Origin of the sequence: Cellulomonas sp. HD19AZ1 (assembly GCF_004535805.1) — a bacterium.
Taxonomy (GTDB): Bacteria; Actinomycetota; Actinomycetes; order Actinomycetales; family Cellulomonadaceae; genus Cellulomonas; species Cellulomonas iranensis.
In genome coordinates this window covers 37,757-58,278 of the sequence record NZ_SPHX01000009.1, presented here as the reverse complement: position 1 = coordinate 58,278, position 20,522 = coordinate 37,757, and the positions used below count along the sequence as shown (strand labels likewise).

Sequence of the window (20,522 nt, the reverse complement as noted above, 5' to 3'; positions counted from 1 at the left end):
GGGCCGGACGACTGGTCGTTCTGGAGCTCGAGCGTGGTCGTGGCGGTCAAGCAGGTCGTGAGCTCCAAGGAAGCGTGGCAGCAGGCTGAGGCGGAACGCGTCGCGGCCGAGCAGGCGGCCGCCGAGCGAGCGGCGGCCGAGCAGGCGGCCGCCGAGCAGGCAGCCGCCGCCCGGGCGGCAGAGCAGGCGGCCGCCGAGCGCGGGTCCGGCAAGGCGCCGCGGAGCGCGGACCGGCCATCTGCAGGGGCTGAGGCGCCGCCGGCGGCACCGGCCAGGCCCGTCGAGCAGGCGCCGAGCACCGAGCGGTTCATCAGGCCGGGCCGGGTCTCGTGGGACTCGGGTAGCCCAGGCACGGTCACGGTCAGCGTCACGACCGGTGGGGTCACCGGCCCCGTGGTCGTGACGATCGCCGGCTCCTCGATCACGGTCGGGGTCGGCTCCGGGACCTTCAGCGGGACGCTCACCGGTCTTCCGGCTGGCTCGCACACCTGGACGGCGTCGGTCGACGGCCTGGTGGCCACGAGCACGGCGACGGTCCCGTGATGGCCGTCATGACCAGCGCGGTCGACGCCCGAGCGCGTCGTCCGAGATCTGTCCGATCGGGCGCACAGGGGGCCGCGCGCGCTGAGCGGCCGGGCGTCAGCAGGAGAAGTGAGGGGTGTACGCATGTCTGACACGAGCGAGGGGTGGGGCTCGCAGGGCCTCAACCTCGGGGACGAGCTGTTCCAGGGCGCGGACCGCGTCAAGAGCTTCGCGGACGACTCGGGGTGGGCGACCACGCCGAGCGCACCGTCGGCGCCGGTGTCGCCCGAACCGGCGTCCCGGGCCGCGGGGAGCGACCTCGCGGAGAGTCGGCGACGCCTGGGCGCAGCACGGGCCCAGCTGCTGCAGACGTCGGAGGGTGCGCCGGTCGTCGAGCCCGCCCAGTGGGGGGCGCGAGCCGTCCTGCGGCGGTCGAGCGGCGGTCTCCTGCGCCCCGGAGCGGGGAAGGCTGAACGCGCGTACCAGGCGGACCTCGAGGTCATCCGCCGGTTCCAGTGGCCGGGCCCGTTCAGCGTGCTCGTCGCCAACAAGAAGGGGGGCGTCGGCAAGACGCCCACGTGCCTGCTGCTCGCCGGCGTGCTGGCGTACGTCAGGACGGGCGGTGTGGTCGCCCTCGAGGGAGCCGACGCGGCCGGGACGCTCGCGCTGCGCGCGGAGCGATCCCAGGAGTCGGTGCGCGGCATCAGCGAGCTGCTCGCCGAGTTCGCCAGGATCCGCACAGCGGCCAACCTCGCGTGGTTCACGCAGCTGCAGTCGTCCGGCGCCGCGGTCCTCGGCTCGATCAGCGACCGCACCACCCTGGACGAGAGCCACGTGCGCGCGCTGCGGCGTCTGCTCGACCAGTACTACGCGATCAACGTCGTCGACACGGGCAACAACCCGGAGGCCTCGGCCTTCCTGCAGTGCATCGACGGAGCCGACGTGCTGGTGCTTCCCACGGTGCTGTCCACGGGCTCCGTCGTCTCCCTGATCGACACGCTCTACCGCGTCCGCGGCGAGCTGCCGCGCGGCGAGCTCCTGGCCGACAACGCGGTCGTGATCGTCACCGACGACGGCCGCTCCGTCGACGCCAAGGAGGCGGCACGCCTGCGCGGCGCGCTGGACGAGCTCGAGCTCGGTGCCGTCGTCGACGTGCCGTTCGACCCGCACATCGCTGCGGGCAACGAGATCTCGCTGGGTCGTCTGTCGCAGGCGTCCCAGCGCGCGTGGGTGCGCGCCACGGCCCAGGTCGTGACGTGCGCCAGCAACCTCCTGCCCCACCTCAACCTCGGAAGGACCCACTGATGAACAGCACGATCCACACCGTCATCGGCACCGCCGCACAGGACGGCCGCATCATCGCCATCGAGAGCCCGATCAACGGACTGGGGCCGTCGTTCTCGTTCGGTGGTCCCTTCGACACCTGGTGGAGGAGCGCCTTCGCGGCGTTCTGGGGACTCGTGATCATTGGCTGCCTCGTGTTCTGCCTGGGCTCGATCCTGAAGCTGCGGTCGACAAGTGACAACCCCCACGCGCACAAGCAGGGGCAGGAGGCGCTGAAGATCTCGTCCATCGCGCTCGGGCTCTCGGTGGCCTTCGGCGTGCTCGTCACCGTGGTCTTCTACATCGCCGGCTGATGACGACTGAGCCACGCCAGCGCAGGGGCGTATGGATCGCTGTCGGGTGCATCTCGGCAGTCGCAGTGCTGGCAGCGGTGGCCGTTGTGGTCGCGCCGCTGCTGGTCAGGGGAGAGTCCCCTGCCAGCAGCGGCCCCACGGCGGGCGAGTCGTCCGTGCCCGCGACGACGACGGCCAGCAGCGTCGCGGGATGTCAGGCGGGGCGCGACGTCACGAACGCTTCGGTCCTCGAGGCACAGCGTGTCGCCGAGCTGAGCGACGCGGGTGCGGCCGCGTTCGCTGCTGACCTGTTCCGGTGGTTGGGCACGGATCCGACCGCGGACCAGGCCGACGAGCTGGCGACGACGGTGGCGAGCATCCTCGCGCCTGACGCGGACCCCCAGCTGAAGAAGACGTTAGAGGCGGCCGTCGAGCAGGCGCGCGAAGGGGCGTCTGCAGATGACTGGCACGTCAGCACCGAGGACGCGCACTTCTACATCGAGGCGTCCACAGGAGTCGCCACGGTCGTCTCGGTATCCGCGACCCGTGTCTTCGACGACGGGACGACTCAGAGCGGCGCTCAGACCTTCACCTTGGTGCAGGGCGCGCCCGGGTGGCAGCTGCAGCGGATGGTCCCGACGCGTGACGCGTCCGACCTCCGGCTGCTGGGGCAGCGGTACGAGGGGGGTTGCTGATGCACGCGGCTGTTGTGCCTGGAGCGATCGGAGACACCATCGGGGACATCTGGGATGCGGTCACCGGCCCGGCGTCCGGGGTCGTCGAGGGCATCTCGTTCGCGGCGGATCCGCTCGCGTGGTCGTTGGGGAAGGTCCAGGACGCGCTCGACGGCCTGGTGAGCCGGCTGCTGCCCTGGCTGATGAGCGCGACCAAGCCCGATCTGACGGCCGAGTGGTTCCTCAACCAGTACGCCCTCGCCTTCGGCCTCGCGGTCCTGGTGTGGCTCGTGATCGTGCTCTCCCGGCTGCTGGCCGCGGCGCGCGGCCGGATGTCGGGCGGGGATCTGATCGAGCTGCTGACGACCCGATCACTGACCTTCATCGGTGGTGCCATGTGGGGTCCCGCCGTGGCGTGGTGGATCGTCGGCATCTTCCACGCGCTGAGCGAGGGACTGGTGGGCCTCTTCAGCACGACGAGCGAGGGCGCGCTCACCAGCCTCCTCGCGATCATCCGGGGCGACTGGATCGACATCCCCGGCGGCACGCTGTTCGCCATCTTCTTGCTCGTCGGCATGCTCTTCGCCATGACGGCCGTCGTCGTCATGCTCATCGTCGCGATGGTCGCCCTCTACCTGTCGGGCGTGATCTTCCCGCTGGGCTGGGTCTGGATCACCGACGACCCCGCACGCCGGGTCATCGCGACACGCTTGGCGTTCACCTGGCTGGGCCTGAACGCTGCCCACCCGCTGATGATCTTCATGATGGCGGCCTCGTTCGCCTACATCGGCAGCATCGTCCCGATGTCCGGCGACCCCGGCATCGTCCTGCTGACGAACGGCATCGCCGCGTTCATCGTGCTGATCATCACGGCGTTCTCGCCGGCCCTGCTGTTCAAGTTCGCTCCCGTCCTGCCGACGACCGCCGGCCAGTCGATGCCCTCGCTCGGCGTCGGAGGCGGCGGAGGCGGCTCGCGGTTCGGCGCCGGCGACCTGCGAACGGTCGCCGACGGGAACGCGGCCGACGACGACTTCGCAGGCGAACCTCCAGAGCCCGCTGCCGGGTCGAACGGCCCGGGAGCACCCGGGGCGAACGGAGCGGGCGGAGACCCTGGCCCGCTCGAGGCGGAAGCGATGAACGCGAGCGTCACGGACGATCCAAGCGGCGCGGACGCCGGCACCGGCGGGGGCGCCGGGGAGTCGAATGCCGGTGAGGGGTCGCCCCTGGGTGCTGATGCACCAGGCGCTGGTGAGAGCGCTGAGGCGACTCCGGGTGCGATGCCAGGGGGCCCCGACGGCGCGTCTGCCGGCGCACCGATCGGCGCCTCCAGCACCTCGGAGGCAGCCCAGGCCGCGGGCGGTGCGTCCGCGGGCGCAGAAGGCGCTTCGAGCGCAGCCGCCGCGGGTGAGGCCGCCGAGGCGGCCGCGGCCGCGGGCGCCGCGGAGAGCGCGACTGGGGTCGGCGCGGTCGTCGGGATCCCGACGCTGGTTGCCGCCGCCGCACTCGAGGCCACGTCCAAGGTCGTGGAGGCCGGCGGAGCAGCCGGCGACATGGCCGCTTCAGACATGCAGTCAGCTCAGGAGGGAAGCCAGTGACACGGCTGTCAGTGCTCGGAGGGGAGACCGGCGGCCGCGGCCTGCTCGGCGCCGGGATGAGCCGTCAGAGGAAGGTCGGGCTGGTTGCCGCCTGCATCGTGGGCGGCTTCCTGACGTTGTCGCTCCACATCCCCGGCGCGGTGATCACCGTCTGCCTCATCATCGCGGTGCTGGTTGCGACGACGGGGGAGAACACGCTCTGGACGCAGCACGTCGCCCGCGCTCGCCTGAGAGACGCGGCCAAGCGGGGGACGGACGTGTACCGCCCGTACGACGCAGCCGAGTGGGAGCGGCTCGCGAGCAACACCGATCGCAGCGAGCGCAAGGCGGTCATCCGCGCGCTGGCTGCTCTGCGACAGATGCCCCCCGGCGCGGACGGCATGGGGTGGCTGGACATGCGGGCCTCGCACCCGGGCGTCGCGTGGCACGCCCCCCGTGGGGAGAGCGAGTACTTCTCGGTGTGCTTCGCGGTGACGGGGCAGCTGCGCGGCATCCAGTCGTCACGAGCCGTCGACCAGGCCGGCGAGCTGTTCGGGCGGTTCCAGGCGTCGCTGGGCAAGCTGTCGTCGCTGGCGTCCGGCGTGCAGACCCTCACACGGGTGCTGCCCCCGGACTCTGCTCGCCACGAGGCGTGGGTGCGGTCGCAGCTCGCGCCGCTCCCGGAGCGCGTGACTGGCGACGACGAGACGGCCCGTCGGGCACGACGCGCCTACACCGGACACATCGAGGCCGTCCGCTCGTACGACGCCCTGCTGCGTCAGATGTCCCGCGGCGCGATGATCTCGCGTCACTACGTCATCGTGACCTGGCGCAACGACGCACGGTTCGCGGCGGCCGCCGCGACCAAGGGCCCAGGGCGGGACGGCTGGCGCGAGCTCATGGCGGACGAGATCGCGTCGATCCGGCGGCGCCTGCAGGCCGCCGGCGAAGGTCGGGTCGACGTCCTGACAGCGCGTCAGACGGCCGCGGTGATCCGGAACATGCAGCACCCCGACTGGCCCATCGATCAGGCCGCCGACGTCGATCCGACGCTCTTCGGGATGGCGTCGGACCCGGCGCCGAAGGCGCATCACGTGAGCGCGCCTGGTCCGGACGGTCACGCCGCGGACTGGTACCACGCGACGGCCCAGGCGGTACCAGCGTCGATCGCCACCGGACCCCGCACGCTGCTGTGGCTGCTGCCGGTGCTGACGAACATGCGGCTGCCGATCATCCGCACGGTCTCGATCACCCGAGTCGTGGTGCCCACCGGTCAGGCGAAGCGCAGCGCTCGCCAGGACGTCACCTCCGACCAGGCGCAGCAGCTCAGCGACAGGGACAAGGGCCGTCTGGTCGACGAGGACACCGTCGTACGGCTCAACGCGGCGAAGAGACGACGAGCAGACCTCGCGCCGGGCACCGGCCATGCCGGGGTGGAGTACCTCATCCACGTGACCGTCTCGGCGCGCACGCCCGAGGCTCTCGCCCAGGCACGCCGCCAGATGAGCGAGGCGTTCGACAACAGCCTCGGCATCGAGCAGCTCGAGTGGTTCGACTCCTACCAGCCGGCTGCGTCCGGCCTGACGTGGCCGATCGGGCGCGGCCTGCGACCCCCGAAGACGAGCTGGGGCGACCGCTTCGAGCGGCGCACCGCACGCGACTGAACAAGCGGAGGCGACATGACACCCACCAAGGCACCCGAGGCCCCTGCCCGCCGCGCGCGCCAGACAGCGACCCCCGTCGTGAACGACGACCCGACCGACGACGTCGACGCGACCAGCACCGTGGAGTTCGGCCCGTGGCTCGCCCAGGGCGCCGAGCTTCGCGTCAGCAAGTGGCGAGCGGGGCGCGGCTTCTATGCCCCCGCGCACCGCGGCGCACCGACGTCGACGCGCCAGGCGGAGGTTCTGAACACGGCTGCGATCGCGGCTCCGACCGACGAGGAGGGCGTAGTCATCGGCGAGGACCGCCTCTCGCGCACCCTCGTCGCGGGCGACCCGTTCACCGCCTACCAGAAGGGGCTGATCTCGTCCCCCAACGTCGTGGTGGTTGGCGACGTCGGTGCCGGGAAGTCCTCCCTGACCAAGACCGTGTGCGTGCTGCGCGTGCTCCCGCTGCGCCGGCGGCGCGTCGTGGTGTTCGACAAGAAGGACCAGGGCGGGCGCGGGGAGTACACCAGCCTGGTCGAGCGCAACGGTTCCACGCCGATCTTCTTCTCGCTGGACGGCAGCGAGAAGCGGTCGATCATCAACCTGCTCGATCCGGCGATCGTGCTCGGTGCTGGGCTGGGGCGCACGCTCGACCTCCTGCGGGCCGTCGCAGAGACCGTCGCTGGGCGAGGGCTCGACGACTGGGAGATGGAGGCGCTGCGGCGCGCTCTGCGGATGACCATGACGTGGGGGGAGAGCGCGGGTCGTGCTCCGACGTTGGTCGACCTCGCCGCCCAGCTGCCGCGCGTGCACACGACTCGGGACGAGCTGTCCCCCGCCGCCCGGGAGCGGCTGCACCAGTCGGCCGCGACCGTGATGTTCGTCCTCTCGGGATTGCTCGAGGAGTTCTCGGGCCTCTTCGACGGCGAGACGAGCAAGGCCATCGATCTGTCTGACCGCCTCACCTCGTTCGACATCTCGCAACTGCCGGCGACGGGGCCGGCTGCGCCCATGGTCGTGGCGGCGGCGAACATGTGGCTGATGGGCGTCCTGCGCCGCCGGCGCGGGTGGTTCACCAACGTCCTGGCCGAGGAGGGCTGGGACCTCATCGGCGGAGCGAACGGTGCCCTGTGGCGCTCGCTCATCAAGCTCGCCCGCGGGCTCGGCGTCTCGATGATCACGAACATCCACAAGCTCGCGGACATCCCGAAGAGCTCGCCGGCGTACGCGATCATCCAGGAGGCGCAGACCGTGCACGTGTTCCGGCAGTCGCGGGCCGAGGATCAGGCCGCCTCGATCGAGGCGTTCAACCTCGAGAGCAGCGCGGGCGGCTCGCTCGGGTCCCTGACGACCGGCGACCACCTCTACAAGGTCGGGTCGAACGCCGAGGTGCGCGTACGGCACGTCCGGACGCCGTGGGAGATCGCGGTCACCAACACCGATGAGGCGATGACCGAGAACGGCCGGGGGCAGGCGTGACCACCAAGGAGAACCTGCGCTACTACGGCCTCGCGACGGCTGTGCTGCTGACCGCGGTGGTGGCGTGGCACATCGCCGCGGCCGTCACGCTCGGAACCGACCTCCTGGATCCGGTCAGCGGCCTCGACGTCCTCAAGGCCACCCTGGGCAGCGGCGACCCCGCTCCCGAGACCCCTCACGCGACCTCGTCGACCGCCGGGGTCGGTGCTGCTCTGTTCGTCCTGGCCATCGTGACCGCGGTCGTCGTCGACGTCCGGCGCCGCCGAGCGCGCGCCGTCAGCACGCCCGGGCAGATGGCCGGGGGTCGCGCGCTCCGACGAGAGATGGCTGGCTCCGCGGAGGAGAGCGCGCTGAGGCCCTTCGCCTACCTCGACGGCCAAGCCCTCACCCTGCGCAACGAGGACAACGGCGCCGTGGTCGCCCCGCCGCGCATCGGCAAGACGATGTACCTGGCGATCCCGCTGATCGTCGACGCGCCCGGGGCCGTGGTCTCGACGTCGACGAAGCCTGACGTCCTGCGTCTGACCGCCGGCATCCGCGAGAGGGTCGGCACGGTGCACGTCTTCGACCCCGAGGGCGTGTCCCTGTGGCCGAACCGCATCCAGTGGGACATGGTCACCGGCTGCGAGGTCCCCGAGGAGGCCGCAGAGCGCGCGGGCGCGCTGGTGGGGTCCCGCGACCTGGGGGACGGACGCAACGCGTCGTTCTTCCAGGAGGCCGCCGACACCGTGCTGCGGTGCCTGCTGCACGCGGCCGCGCTCAAGCCCGGCGGCAACATGCGCGACGTCGTGCGGTGGGCGCGCGACTTCTCGCTCGATGAACCGTACGACCTGCTGCGCGAGCGCGGAGGCGGCGTCAAGGGGTGGGTGGACGACCTCGCCAAGTTCTGCCGGGGTGAGGCCCGCGAGACCGTCTCGAGCACCGACATGTCGCTCGGTCTCGTGCTGAAGGCCTTCGGTCTGCCGGCCGTGCTCGACTCGGTCTGCCCGCGCCCGGGGGAGGGGTTCGACCCCACGCGGTTCCACACGACGCGCGACACGCTCTACCTGCTGTCGCGTTCGGGCAAGACGTCTCTCTCCGCGCCGATCATCACGGCCCTGGTGACCGCTGTCGAGCGCCGCGCGCGCCTCGCCGCCGGGCACACGGCAACCGGTCGCATCGACCCGCCGATCTCGCTGATCCTGGACGAGGTGGCGAACGTCGCGCCCGTGCGCGACCTCGCTTCGCTCATGTCGGACGGTGGTGGCCGCGGCGTTCTGACCTGGGTCTTCGTGCAGTCCCGCCGCCAGCTCGCCCAGCGCTACGGCCAGGACGACGCCAAGACGATCCTGGACTCCGCGTCGGTGTTCGTGATGCTGGCCGGCTGCAAGGACGTCGACCACCTGCGAGAGCTGTCCGCGCTGGCCGGAGAGCACCTGGTCGAGCGCGTCTCGTCGTCGACGGGCACCGGGGGAAGCGCCCAGGGCTCGGTACAGCACTCGTGGGAGCGGCAGCCCCTCATGGCACCCGAGGCGATCCGCACGATCGGCATGGGCAAGGCGTTCATGCTCTACCGCGCGGCCGCTCCAGCCGTGGCCACGCTCGTGCCGTGGTGGGAGCGCAAGGACCGGCGCGACTTCGAGGCGTCCCTGGCCTCCGTGCTGCGGCGTGAGGGGCTGGGCGCGACCATCTCGGCCGACGACCTCATCGCACAGGCGACGAACGAGCACGAGAACGACCTCGCCGAGGCGGCGTCATGACCGCCGCCGGCTGGCCGGGCACGCCGGCCGACGACGGAGCCCTGTACGACGGCGTGCCGCTTGGGGGGCCGTTCGGTGACGGGCCACCTGCCCAGGCACCGCCAGGGCAGGTGGAGTTCGACCCGGTCCTGCTGGCCGCAGACGTCGCCCAGGCCCTGCGCGACGTGGCTTCGCTCACCGAGCTCATCGTCGGCGAGCAGAGCGGGCTGCTGCCGAAGCTGGAGGAGCACCAGGAGGCGATCGACGCGATCCTGAGCCTGCTCGAGGCGGCCCCCGGCGGGCCATGGGCCTGGGACAAGCTCACGGGGGCGGCACTTCGCGACCTGTGGCTGAAGCTGGGGGAGTGGGTCGCCTGGCTCGAGCAGCGCTACCTGATCGCGCTGTCGAGCGACACGTACGAGCTCGCACGGTGCTGGTGGCGACACCCGATCGCCGTCGAGCTCCTGACAGCGCTGATGGTCGCCCACTGGGCGACCTACTCAGCAAAGGTCCAGGTGCCGTCGTTCGCGCTGGTCGACTGGCACACCCGCGCGTTCGAGCCGGTGTTCGCGACCTTGAAGGCGATGCGCGTCTTCAACAACTGCAAGGACGGGCACACGGACCCGACACGCAGCCCCAAGCACGACCCGGCCACGTTCGTGGCATGGGTCGACGAGGTCGCGCCCGAGGTCGACGAAGACGACGTCGAGGTCGCCGACGAGCGGGAAGAGGAGCAGCTGTGAACCGGTGGGTGGCAGGACTGGTGGCTGTCGTCGTGCTGACGCTCGCGGCGTGCTCGACCGGAGAGGCCACGACGTCGCCCTCCTCGTCGCCGGCCCCGGCGACTCCTGCGGCACGAGCAACCGACATCGGTCCGGACGGTGATCACGCCAGCGAGGCTCCGCTCGACGAAGAGGGCCACGACGAGGACGGACACGACGACCTGGAGGTCGAGGCGCCGGAGCTGCCGACGTGGGACGAGCGGGCGGCGATCGACGCCGCCGCCCGGGCGGAAGGGTTCGTCAGGGCCTGGGCGCGCCCCGAGCTCGACGCCGCTGCGTGGCTCGCAGGTGTGCAGGGCTTCCTCACCCCGTCGGCCGCAGAGGGCTACGTCTGGACCGACCCGACGACCGTGCCGGCCACCGAGATCACGGGGCCAGGCACGGTCGTCGAAGGGACCGCGACGAGCGCCGTGGTCAGGGTGCGGACCGACGCGGGGGATCACGACGTGCAGCTCGTGCGCGCCGAGGCCGGCGCCCCGTGGCTCGTCGCATCGCTCACACCTGCCCCGCCCGAGGGGAGCGAGCGGTGAAGAAGGTCATCGCGGCCGTCCTGGTCGTCGTCCTGCTCCTGGGAGGTGCCGCGTTCTTCGGCATGAGCGTGCTCGGCTCGACGCTCGGGACCCTCATGGCCGTGTGCCAGCCCCGCGGCGATGGCGCCCAGGGCGAACTCGTCGTCGTCGGTGACCTGCCGGCGGTCGACGGCTTCACCGACGTCCAGGTCCGCAACGCCGCGGTGATCGTGTCGATCGCGAACCAGCGGGGCCTGGGGGCCCAGGGCGCGCGCGTCGGCATCATCACCGCGCTGCAGGAGTCCGGGCTGCGCAACCTCGCCAACGCGGGGAAGTTCCGCTACCCGGCCAGGACCACCGTCATGACGGCCGCGCAGTGGGCGGCGATCCAGCCGTTCGTCGCGTCGTCGGTGAACTACCCGAACGACGGCGTGGCACCTGGCGACTGGGACTCGATCGGCCTGTTCCAGGGCCGCCCGTCGGCCGGCTGGGGAGGCCAGGGCAGCTGGACCGAGCGGATCACCAACCTGCTCAACCCGTCCTACACCGCCGGCCGGTTCTTCGACGCGCTGGTCAAGATCGACGGCTGGCAGCAGATGCGGCCCGCGGCAGCGGCTCAGGCGGTCCAGCGGTCGGCGTACCCGGACGCGTACGACAAGCACTGGGAGAAGTCGGGGGTCCTCGTACAGGCGCTGACCGGCGTCGACGTCTCGAACACCTCCGGCGGGCCGTGCGCGGCGCCGGTGTCGAACGGCCCCGTCACGGCCGACGGCTGGACCAAGCCGATCACCAACTACAAGAAGCTCACCTCGCCGTTCGGGATGCGGTTCCACCCCGTCGACAACGTGTGGAAGCTGCACGCCGGGATGGACATCTCGGCCGCACGGGGGACGCCGTTCTTCGCGGCCGCCGACGGGCTGGTCGTCAAGGCGGGCGCCGCGGGCAGCAACGCGAACGGGCTGCAGTGGGTCGTGATCGACCACGGTGGCGGCGTCGTCACCCGCTACCTGCACTCGGACCCTGGAGGCATCTTCGTCAAGCCGGGCCAGCGCGTCACAGCGGGCCAGCAGATCGCGGCCGTGGGCATGTCCGGGAAGACGACAGGACCGCACCTGCACTTCGAGGTCGTCATCGACGGGAAGCCCGTCAACCCGTTGCCCTTCCTCGAGGAGCGGGGCATCACGTTCTAGCGCTGTTCGGGCGCCAGACGCCTGAGGGGCTCCACTCGCGATCGAGTGGAGCCCCTCAGGTGTCTGGTGCCAGGGTGCTAGCAGTGGACCTTGAGCAGACCCTGGTTGCACACGATGAGGACCTGCTCGCCCGACTCGATGACATGGAAACCACGCCTGGTCGCAACCGCTATCACCTCTTCGATTGAACTGTATTTATCGACGTGGAACCGGTGCCGCCTGACAACACCCCCCTTTGCTACCTGTGCCGCCTGTAGCCATCGCTCTAACCATTTGTTCATGCTGCTCTCCAACGCTCTGATAGGTGGTCGTGCCAGCAAACTGGGCACAACCGCTATTATACACTAAAGAGCATCGAGGAAATGTCGGGTGCTGCGACTGAAAGGGACTCTGCGCCTTTCCAAACGGTAAAGCCCAGGGGGAAGCTCGCGCGATTCGTGGTGACCGACCCCTGCCTCAAGGGCTGGCGTCAGGTCGTGATCTCCTCGCCACGGCTCTTCGACAGGTAGTAGCGCCGGTGACGCAGCACGACATCCCCTGTGCCGATAGCCGCGACGGCGCCGGGCGCTGGCTCCGGACCGGGGATGATCTGCCAGCCACCCTGCGTCTCGGCGGTGGGGGCGATCGGTACGCCGCCGATGGCCAAGTCCCAGCGGTCGGACGCGCCGGTGTCGGCGGGGTCGTTGTAGTGCACGGCAGCTACGACCTCGTCGGCGGCGTCGCCGAGCTCTCGGCGCTGGTAGACGTCGATCCATTCGGCGAGCGTGTGCGTGCACGCGCACCAGGCTTCGATCGTCCGACCAGGGCCGAGGAGCACGGGTGAGGGGATCGGCGTCACGCCGTCGTCCTTCTCGATCAGCCCGAACACGTTCATGCGCACATGGCGGTGCGAGTCGTTCACGATCCGGACGCCGGCCCGCACCATGATGAGCCGGCCTCGGTCTCGTGGCAGGAACAGCGACTCGGGCGCCAAGCCTCGGCGCAGCTGGTTCGGTGAACCGCCGGCGAAGGCGGATGGCTCCAGGGGGGGCCAATCGACCTCGTCGAGAAACACACCGATCGACGGGGTGGCGGCGTCGATGCGTGCACGAACGGCCTCGTCGGCCTGTCGTAGCGCGACGACGAGAGCGTCGTTCGCCGTCTTTAGGCCCCGGGAGGATGCGTCAGCCGCCCGGCGGGTCTCCCATGATTGCCATGCGACCAGCAGGGCCGCCGCCACAGCCGCGACGGCGGCCACCGACGCCGCGAGATCCGCGCTCATGGCGTCAGCGTCCCACGCAGATGCCGTCTGCTGCGGGTGAATCACCCCACGCGGCAGCATCAGGACCGACACACGGCGGCTCGCCTGGCCATTGCGATGAGGCGCTGCACGTTAGGGAGGGGTCGCGCCGACGGGCTGGTCGTCAAGGCGGGCGCCGCGGGCAGCAACGCGAACGGTCTGCAGTGGGTCGTGATCGATCACGGCGGCGGCGGCGTCATCCGCTACCTGCACTCGGACCCCAGCGGGATCTTCGTGAGGCCGGGCCAGCGCGTCACCGCGGGCCAGCAGATCGCGGCCGTCGGCATGTCGGGGAAGGCGACCGGGCCGCACCTGCACTTCGAGGTCGTGATCGACGGCAAGCCGATCGACCCCAAGACGTTCCTCGCTGACCGGGGCATCACGTTCTAGAGCTGGCCCTCCGCGTGTCCACCGCGGCGCCTGCCGCGGTGGACACGCGGCCTCAGGCGCCGATCTGCGGCAGGTAGGCGAAGGGTCCGCCGCTGCGTGCGGACGACCGCCCCCCGAGCATCACCTGGACGGTGTCTCGCTCCTGGTCGCTCAGGTCGGGCGCGAGGTAGTCGCGCTCAGGCTCGCCGAGCGCTCGGCTACGGCCGGCGATGCTCGCGCTGAAGGCGTAGCGCACCTCGACGGTGGTCGTCTGCGCACCACGTCCGGGGATGACTCGGCGGACCTGGGTCTCGGTGTCGATGATCTTCAGCACGGTGACGACGAAGCCTGCGAGCGTCACGGGCAGGAGCCCGGCGGCCACCACCTGCTCGGCGTCGCATCGCCACCACCGCCGGTCGGCGTCGAGCTGCTGGGCATCGGTCAGCATCGCGCCCTCGCCGATGTAGTCGCGCTCCCCGTCGGGGTCGATCTGCGCCACCGCCTGGCGCAGGACGGGCTGGACACCGTCGGTGTACAGGAACGGGCGTCGGGCCAGCGAGAGCACGCGGCCGGCTCTCAGGTCCGGGAGGTAGCCGGAAGCTGTGAGCTTCTCGACGCTGCGCGCAGTCGTCTGGAGCATCTCGGCCACCTGGCGCCGCGACAGTTCATCGGCCTGCAGGGTCGACGGATAGACGGGCGTGATCGTGTTCGTCATCGCGGTCTCCTGGGATGGGGCATGGGCCTGCCCTCGGGGGCACCAACGCGGTAGTGGGTCGGCATGCCCGACGCTACCACGTGTAGGACGTCAATACGATGTCGGACAGCGGATTGGTGACATAATAACGGTTATCGGTATCATCGGAGGGGCACCGACCCGACGAGAGGGCTCGTTCCACCGCGCCCGCAGCCGCGCATGCGCCGACGACGTCGGCGAGGCTTCTCCGCCCTGATCTCTGCCACCCTGGGTCGGTGGATCTGACGACCTGGGTGGCCCCCGTCATCACCGGATTGGTGGCTCTGGCCGGAATCGGCGCGACTCTTGCGACCGCCGCGAAGGGGCGCGCGCAGGCAGCCCAGCTCGCGGCGGATCGGCACCAGACGGAACGTGCAGAAGACCGACGCCGCGAGAGAATCACCCTCTTTGTCGACGCGCTTGCACACGTCAGACACCTCGAACGGAAGCTCAACCGGTTTTGGGTGGGCGACAGCTACAACGGCTACGACGCATCCCCAAAGCCCGCAGGCCCACCGATGTCTCTCACCCCACTGGATGAGGTCGGTATTCGCATCGAGCTCATCGCGCCCGATGCCGTGCAAAGGGCATGGGTGAAGTTCGTCGAAGCGACGGAGAGCCTGGGCTGGTGGTTCGAGACGGACTGGAATGGCGAGGCTGATGCGAAAGTTCCTGCCAGCGTCGCTAAGCCGCTGTACGCGTCAATGCGAGAACTACGAACGGCATGCAGGCACGCCCTCCAGGGGGACTCAGCGCCAGACTGATCGTCGTCAGGAAGCGTGACCCTCGCGCACCCGGCCTTGGCTCGCCCGCGCCCGCGCCCGCGCGAGCCAAGCAGAGAACGCCAGAGCAGCAGCCAACGAGAGGCCCGCAAGACAACGCCCCACGAGACTGCCGTCGGCAGCGGTGTACAGCATGCCCGCGCCGATCAGCATGAATGCTGGTGCAGCGACCGCGATGGTGCCCAAGCACAACGCGGAGACGAGCCGCCTCCGCAGGAGGCCGTGCACGGCCGACCGAGCCCACCGTCCCGCGAGGCTGGTCGCCGTCGCTCCGGCGAGTAGGAGGACGACCGGACCGATGACGTTCTGGACCATGTCTCGCCTCCCGTGGGGTGATGAGGTGACCGTAGCGGTGAGCTCCGACACGGACGACCAGATGTCGGCGAGGAACCGGCCGGGTCAGACCTGGGGGCCACCGGGCGCGTCGCGCCGGGGACCGTCGTCGGCGCGACGCGCGCGCTTCGCCTGCTCCTCCCGCAGCCGCTGCGCACGTGCGGCAGCGTCGTCCTGCTGGTCGTGGAGCGCGGCCTCTCGCGCGTCACGCAGCGCCGCAGCGCGCTCGGCCAGCCCCTGCCGCTGCGTCTGCTGCTCGGCGCGGCGTCGCGCGTCGGCGATGCGCTGCTCGGTCTGCACCCGCAGACGCGCGCGCTCGACGCCTTGCGCACTGGTGGCGACGCGCGGGTTCTCGGTGGCCACCCGCGTCAGGGCACCAGCGGCGAGGGATCGGGCACGTTCCTGCACACCCCGGCCGCTGGCCGGCGGCAGCACGTCGTTCGTCGCGACGGACCACTGGTCGCGGTAGGCGACGATCGTGCGGACGTCGCGGCGCCAGGCCGCGGCCTCGGCCTCGTCGCTGGGGACGGGGCGGATGTGCGCGGCGGCCCAGGCGGGCGGGGCGTACTCGACCTGGGCGACGAGGCCGTCGAGCCGTGCGGCCATGAGCTGCTGCTGCTTGTGGAGCCACTCGGCGACGGGCTGGTCGACGTCGGGCGCGCTCGTCGACGTCGCGCTGTCGTTGGTCGCGGTCCCGTGGCTCGAGGGGTCGGCGGGTGGAGCGTCGCTCGGCGGGGTGCCGGCGCGCGCGGCCGCCTGCTCGACCATGGCCTCTGCGTGCGCGTTCAGGAAGATCTCCGCGATCGATTCTGGCGCGGCGTCGCCCATGGCCTCACGGGTCAGGGTCGCGGCCGCGATGACGCTCGCTGCCGGCAGGGTGGCCACGGCGGCGGCGATGTCGCGCGTGGCGCTCACCCGGTGCTCGACCCACTCGAAGTTGTACTGCTCGAGCATCCGCTTGACCACCACGTCGGTGAGCTCACCAGCGGTGTGGAGCGCGATCTGGAGCTCGGCGGAGCGTCCGGCCTTGACCAGGTCGGCCGGGTCGGCGCCGTCCCCGAGGACCACCGCGCGGACCTCGGCCGCCTCGTTCGGGTCGAGCATCGTCCAGAGGCGGACGGCCGCCTTCACGCCAGCCTCGTCGCCGTCGGTGGCCACGACGAGCCGCCCGAGCCCGCCCGGCACGACGGCGCGCAGAACGTCGAGCTGCTCGGTCGTCACGGACGTGCCACAAGGCGCGAGCGGGACGAAGCCGTCGCCGAGCGTGGCCACGGCCCCGTGGTCCATGGCGCCCTCGACGAGGACCGGGGTCGCGCCACCCTGCAACGCGGCGATGGCTGCCGCGTCGAGGCCGTAGAGCCGCTCGCTCTTGCGGTAGGCGGCGGTCTCCGGGGAGTTGATGTATTTCGGCGTGCCCTCGTGGTCCTCGAGGGGGTTGGACCGGGCGGTGAAGGCTCGGATGCGGTCGTGCTCGTCAAGGACCGGCAGGACGAGCCGGTCGCGGAATCGGTCGATGAGCTGCCCGCGCTTGGACGTCGTGGCGAGGCCGGCCGCGGTCAGATCGTCGTCGGTGAAGCCCTGCGCCCGCAGGGCGTCGATGGTGGTGGTCCACCCCGCTGGCGCGTGGCCGGCGTCGAGCGCGGCGAGGCGTCGTTCGGCGAGGTAGGTCGGGACCCAGGAGTCCTCCTGCTCCGCACGGCCCTGCCACAGCCGCCACGCGGCCTCGTTCACCTCGAGGACGCGTGCGACGTCGGGGCCGATCGGCTCGACCGGTTCCGGTGCGCTGCTGGCCTCCGGCGGTGCGTCGTGGGGCTCGAGGCCGGGCTCGGGCGCTGCTGGCTGGGGACCGGCCTCGGGGCGCGCGAGCGGCGGCGTCAGCCACACGGGGAGGCGACCGTTCGGGTCACCGCCGGGCTCGCCCAGGCGCCAGTGCAGCACCTGGGCAGCCGACGTCGCGCTCTGAAGCTCGCGCTGTTGCGCGGCCTCCCGGAGATGCGGGACGAGGTCGGTGCCCGCTCGTTCGTGACGTAGCAGCAGGGCACGCAGCGCGGGCCAGGCGGCGTCGGCGAGGACCGCGTCGGCGAGGTCGGGGACTGCGGCACGCACGACGTCGACGAGGCGCGTCTCGGCCGCGGCCGAGACGACCCGCTCCCACACGTCCTCGTACTGCGGTGCGAGGGTGGCCAGGGAGATGGCCTGCTCGTGCTGGTCGTTGAGCGTCGATGTCGCCGACGGTGTGGTGTCCGTGCGCGAGAGGACCGACACCAGGCAGTCGCGGACGGCCTGGGCGCCGGTCGGCTGCTGGTGCAGGTCGGGGTCGACGAGCTCGTCGACCGCGACGTAGACGCGGTTGCTCTGCCGGCCTCGCGTGATGCCCGTGTAGAGCTGCTCGCGGCTGGCCGTGGCAGCCGCGAGGTAGTGGGCGGTGTCGACGGTCATGCCCTGGGCACGGTGGATCGTGGTGGCGTAGGCGAGCTCGACGTGGTCGTCGACGTAGTCCGCCGGCAGCGTGACGAAGCCGTGGTGGTCGCGGTGCCGCAGGCGCAGCGCACCGTCGTCGCCGCGCTCGACGACGGTCCAGACGTCACCGTTCTTGACGAAGTCGGTCCCGCGCTCGACCCGCAGGCGGCGGTCGTTCTGGCGTGTGACCACGAGGTCTCCGACACCGGCGGTCGAGTCGTCGTGCAGGGTCACGCCGCCGTGCTCGACCTCGCCTGCAGCGACCCGGTCGAGGCGCGCGCGTGTCGACAGCGCGAGGACGTCGTCGCGCGAGGCGGCGATCATCAGCGACGTCCTGTCGGCGCGGTGGTCGGCCAACCAGCTGGCGTAGATCTCCTCGAGCATGGCTTCACGGGTGCCGCCGAAGGTCCGCTGGTGCTCGATGTAGAAGTCGATCGCGGCGACGTCGCCGTCGCGAAGGGAGAGGGAGGCTGCTGCCTCTCCCTCGGTGGTGAACCGGTGGACGGCGGCGAGGTGGGTCGCGCCGACCTGCTCGTCGATCAGGCGCAGCACCCCTCCTGCGCCGACGGCCTGCAGCTGAGCGGGGTCACCGAGCAGTCGCACGCTGGCGCCGTTCGCTCGTGCGAGCTGGAGCAGCGCGTCCAGGTCGGGCGTCGAGGCCATGCCGGCCTCGTCGACGAGCAGGATCGTCCGCTCGTCGAGGTGCAGGGCCTCGGGTACCTCGTCGCCGGCACGCTCGCTCATCTGGTGCGCGTGCAGCAGCTTCTGGATCGTGTCGGCGCGCACGCCGAGCTCGTCACCGAGGACGGCGGCGGCCGCGGCGGACGGTGCCAGGCCGAGCACCTGTCCCCCGGCCTCACGGACGGCGGCGGCGAAGACGCCCATCGCGCTCGTCTTGCCGGCGCCTGCCGGACCGATCCCGGCCTCGACGACGTGACCGCCGCACGCGAACCGGCGGGCGAGCTCGACCTGCGCGTCGTTCAGGCGCCGACCCTTCTCCTCTGCGGCGCGCTCGACGGCAGCGGCGACGACGTCGGCTCCGACGACGAAGCCGCCGAGGGTCCGTGCCCCGGCGACGAGTCGGTCCTCGGCGTCCAGGACGCTGAGCGTGGTGAACCGCTCGGTGGCGTGCTGGCGGTAGACGCTCTCGCCGGAGACGCGCTGGAGGGCCGCTGGCGCAGGGTTCAGGTCCGGGGGCGTGAGGGCGAGGGAGGCGGCGACCGCGGAGGTCACGAGCTGCTCAGCGAGCGGCTCGATGCGCTCGGCGTCGACGAGGCCGACCTGCGTGCGGGCGACGCGCTGCGCCTCGGCTTCGATGTGGCCGATGGTCCACACCGCGCGGGCCTGGGCGAGCTGGGTCATGACCTGCTCGTGCAGCTCGTCGAACGTCGCTGGTGCGTCGTGCTCGGACCGGAGCTCCCGTCGGTGCGTCGCTGAGCGCAGGACGCGATCGACGGCCCGCGGCGACCCGAGGACGCGCTCGGCGCGCGCACGCCACTGCTCGCGACGCGTCGAGAGGGCGACGCCCTCCTCCTTCGCCTGGCGGGTGGTGAGCGTCGCCTGCTGCGCCATCTTGTACTGGGTGGCCTTGCTGGGCTCGTGGCCGTGCTCGGAGCGGTAGGCGGTGACGAGGTCTTGGTACGCCTGCTCGATGGAAGCGCGGCGCGCCGAGAACTCTTCACGCAGCTCGACGGGGATGCCTGCGATCTCGCGCACGGGACGCTTCTCGCGCGGGCCGGCCTGCTCGACGAACTCCACCCCGAGTCGACGGGACACCTCGGTCTCGACGAGCGTGTTGTACCGCTCGGACGCAGCCACACCGAGCGCGTGCAGCACCCGCCCGTCGAGTGAGCGCCACTTGCCGTCCAGGCCCAGCACCTTGTTCGACACCGCGACGTGCGTGTGGAGGTTCGGGTCGCCTGCGCGTGAGTCGATGTGATCGAACGCGGTCGCCACGAGTCCGTGGGTGTCGACCTGTGCCACGCCGGCGGCGCCCACGCGCGTCACAGCCGCCTCGGTCTCGAGCCAGGCGAGCGCGCCCTGCCACGCCGCCTGGTGAGCCTCCGCCACCTCGCGCTGGATCCGCTCGTCGCCCAGGCCCCACAGGACGGAGACGGACTTCACGGGCGTGAAGACGAGGTCGTAGCCGGCGACGGGCTGCCTGCGCTGGCCGCGTGCCGTGGCGAGGTACCGCGCGATGTCCGCCGGGGTGAACGCCTTGCCCGCGGCAGCGAGGGTCTGCCCGGCCGCGGCACGGCGCAGGCGATCGCGCTCGGCTCCAGGCTCCGCGGGTCGGCCGTGCTCGACGGCGAACGCCTCGTGCTCGTGCTCGAGGCGCGCCTCGAAGCCGTCGTCCTCCGGCTGCCGGAAGCGCGGGAACCGGCGCCCGAGCTGCGTCGCGCGCAGCGCGTCCTCGACGCTCGCGCCCGAGTGCACAAGGTCGCGCTCCATGACGTCGGCGTTGGGGTGTCGGCCCTCGCCGAACAGCGCCTTCATCTGCGCCTCGGTGACCTCGCCGGTGACACCGAGCTGGGAGAGCCCCTCCCCTACCCAGCGGCCCGGAGGGTTCCCGTCGTGCACGTAGTAGTCCGTCAGGGACTCGCCCCGCTGCCGCGTCACGTCGTGCGAGGCGACCTGCCGCGTGAGGTACGTGTACCCGTCGCCGGCGTGCAGGACGTGGACGGTCATCACGGCCGCACCACCCCCCTCACGGGCCGCCGAGAAGCGTTCTCGATAGACCCCGGACGGGCCGGACTCGGCGCGCCACACACTGTAGTGCAAGAGGTGTGTAAGTCGTGGTCTTCGTCTTGTGGGGGAGGTGCTGTCGATGGGATGCTGACCTCATCGGCTGGG

Annotated in this window: 15 protein-coding genes and 1 pseudogene; 13 read left to right on the top strand and 3 right to left on the bottom strand. The window is 71.4% G+C overall.

Going from position 1 to position 20,522, the window contains the following annotated elements; all coding sequences use genetic code 11:
- The 11 genes and pseudogenes from E4A51_RS18620 to E4A51_RS18085 form a co-directional block, all read left to right on the top strand.
- Positions 1–543 (top strand): annotated as a pseudogene (locus tag E4A51_RS18620) (hypothetical protein); the annotation flags it as partial.
- Between the two features lie 123 nt (positions 544–666).
- The gene (locus E4A51_RS18130) at positions 667–1,827 is read left to right on the top strand and encodes a ParA family protein (RefSeq protein WP_134852556.1); all 1,161 of its coding nucleotides are present in this window, start codon (positions 667–669) and stop codon (positions 1,825–1,827) included.
- Positions 1,827–2,159 (top strand): hypothetical protein, encoded by a 333-nt coding sequence (locus tag E4A51_RS18125; protein WP_134852555.1) that lies wholly within the window; start codon positions 1,827–1,829, stop codon positions 2,157–2,159. Before E4A51_RS18130 ends, E4A51_RS18125 begins: the two co-directional genes overlap by 1 nt.
- On the top strand, positions 2,159–2,833 hold the full coding sequence (locus tag E4A51_RS18120) for a hypothetical protein (RefSeq protein WP_134852554.1): 675 nt from the start codon (positions 2,159–2,161) through the stop codon (positions 2,831–2,833). The genes E4A51_RS18125 and E4A51_RS18120 overlap by 1 nt, the downstream gene beginning before the upstream one ends.
- Positions 2,827–4,407, top strand: coding sequence for a hypothetical protein (locus tag E4A51_RS18115; RefSeq protein WP_134852600.1), 1,581 nt, complete (start codon positions 2,827–2,829; stop codon positions 4,405–4,407). Before E4A51_RS18120 ends, E4A51_RS18115 begins: the two co-directional genes overlap by 7 nt.
- Positions 4,404–6,050: a hypothetical protein gene (locus tag E4A51_RS18110; protein WP_134852599.1), complete on the top strand. Its 1,647-nt coding sequence runs from the start codon at positions 4,404–4,406 to the stop codon at positions 6,048–6,050. The genes E4A51_RS18115 and E4A51_RS18110 overlap by 4 nt, the downstream gene beginning before the upstream one ends.
- 15 nt (positions 6,051–6,065) lie before the next feature.
- Positions 6,066–7,514: an ATP/GTP-binding protein gene (locus tag E4A51_RS18105; protein WP_134852598.1), complete on the top strand. Its 1,449-nt coding sequence runs from the start codon at positions 6,066–6,068 to the stop codon at positions 7,512–7,514.
- Complete coding sequence (locus tag E4A51_RS18100) at positions 7,511–9,253, top strand: type IV secretory system conjugative DNA transfer family protein (protein ID WP_134852597.1); 1,743 nt, start codon at positions 7,511–7,513, stop codon at positions 9,251–9,253. Before E4A51_RS18105 ends, E4A51_RS18100 begins: the two co-directional genes overlap by 4 nt.
- A complete protein-coding gene (locus tag E4A51_RS18095) occupies positions 9,250–9,975 on the top strand; it encodes a hypothetical protein (RefSeq protein ID WP_134852596.1) in 726 nt (241 codons plus the stop codon). Before E4A51_RS18100 ends, E4A51_RS18095 begins: the two co-directional genes overlap by 4 nt.
- Before the next feature lie 20 nt (positions 9,976–9,995).
- Positions 9,996–10,544 (top strand): hypothetical protein, encoded by a 549-nt coding sequence (locus tag E4A51_RS18090; RefSeq protein ID WP_134852595.1) that lies wholly within the window; start codon positions 9,996–9,998, stop codon positions 10,542–10,544.
- Positions 10,541–11,713: a M23 family metallopeptidase gene (locus tag E4A51_RS18085; RefSeq protein ID WP_134852594.1), complete on the top strand. Its 1,173-nt coding sequence runs from the start codon at positions 10,541–10,543 to the stop codon at positions 11,711–11,713. Before E4A51_RS18090 ends, E4A51_RS18085 begins: the two co-directional genes overlap by 4 nt.
- A 469-nt stretch (positions 11,714–12,182) precedes the next feature.
- On the opposite strand, the gene E4A51_RS18080 is transcribed toward E4A51_RS18085, so the two are convergent.
- Positions 12,183–12,974, bottom strand: a complete 792-nt coding sequence (locus E4A51_RS18080; RefSeq protein WP_134852593.1) for a hypothetical protein — start codon at positions 12,972–12,974, stop codon at positions 12,183–12,185.
- A 96-nt stretch (positions 12,975–13,070) separates the two neighbouring features.
- Here E4A51_RS18080 and E4A51_RS18075 point away from each other — a divergent pair, with 96 nt between their 5' ends.
- Positions 13,071–13,382 (top strand): M23 family metallopeptidase, encoded by a 312-nt coding sequence (locus E4A51_RS18075; protein WP_134852592.1) that lies wholly within the window; start codon positions 13,071–13,073, stop codon positions 13,380–13,382.
- Between the two features lie 52 nt (positions 13,383–13,434).
- On the opposite strand, the gene E4A51_RS18070 is transcribed toward E4A51_RS18075, so the two are convergent.
- The gene (locus E4A51_RS18070; RefSeq protein ID WP_134852591.1) at positions 13,435–14,076 is read right to left on the bottom strand and encodes a hypothetical protein; all 642 of its coding nucleotides are present in this window, start codon (positions 14,074–14,076) and stop codon (positions 13,435–13,437) included.
- 254 nt (positions 14,077–14,330) lie between these two features.
- On the opposite strand from E4A51_RS18070, the gene E4A51_RS18065 reads away from it, so the two are divergent.
- Positions 14,331–14,858 (top strand): hypothetical protein, encoded by a 528-nt coding sequence (locus tag E4A51_RS18065; protein WP_134852590.1) that lies wholly within the window; start codon positions 14,331–14,333, stop codon positions 14,856–14,858.
- Positions 14,859–15,275: 417 nt separating this feature from the next.
- On the opposite strand, the gene mobF is transcribed toward E4A51_RS18065, so the two are convergent.
- A complete protein-coding gene (gene mobF, locus E4A51_RS18060) occupies positions 15,276–20,357 on the bottom strand; it encodes a MobF family relaxase (protein ID WP_134852589.1) in 5,082 nt (1,693 codons plus the stop codon).
- Positions 20,358–20,522 lie beyond the last annotated feature (165 nt).

Bases quoted from the DNA above. Each gene is read 5' to 3' on its own strand.
- E4A51_RS18105 (WP_134852598.1), top strand. From the start codon at position 6,066: ATGACACCCACCAAGGCACCCGAGGCCCCTGCCCGCCGCGCGCGCCAG.
- E4A51_RS18125 (WP_134852555.1), top strand. From the start codon at position 1,827: ATGAACAGCACGATCCACACCGTCATCGGCACCGCCGCACAGGACGGC.
- E4A51_RS18095 (WP_134852596.1), top strand. From the start codon at position 9,250: ATGACCGCCGCCGGCTGGCCGGGCACGCCGGCCGACGACGGAGCCCTG.
- E4A51_RS18070 (WP_134852591.1), bottom strand. From the start codon at position 14,076: ATGACGAACACGATCACGCCCGTCTATCCGTCGACCCTGCAGGCCGAT.
- E4A51_RS18120 (WP_134852554.1), top strand. From the start codon at position 2,159: ATGACGACTGAGCCACGCCAGCGCAGGGGCGTATGGATCGCTGTCGGG.
- E4A51_RS18080 (WP_134852593.1), bottom strand. From the start codon at position 12,974: ATGAGCGCGGATCTCGCGGCGTCGGTGGCCGCCGTCGCGGCTGTGGCG.
- E4A51_RS18130 (WP_134852556.1), top strand. From the start codon at position 667: ATGTCTGACACGAGCGAGGGGTGGGGCTCGCAGGGCCTCAACCTCGGG.
- mobF (WP_134852589.1), bottom strand. From the start codon at position 20,357: ATGACCGTCCACGTCCTGCACGCCGGCGACGGGTACACGTACCTCACG.
- E4A51_RS18075 (WP_134852592.1), top strand. From the start codon at position 13,071: ATGAGGCGCTGCACGTTAGGGAGGGGTCGCGCCGACGGGCTGGTCGTC.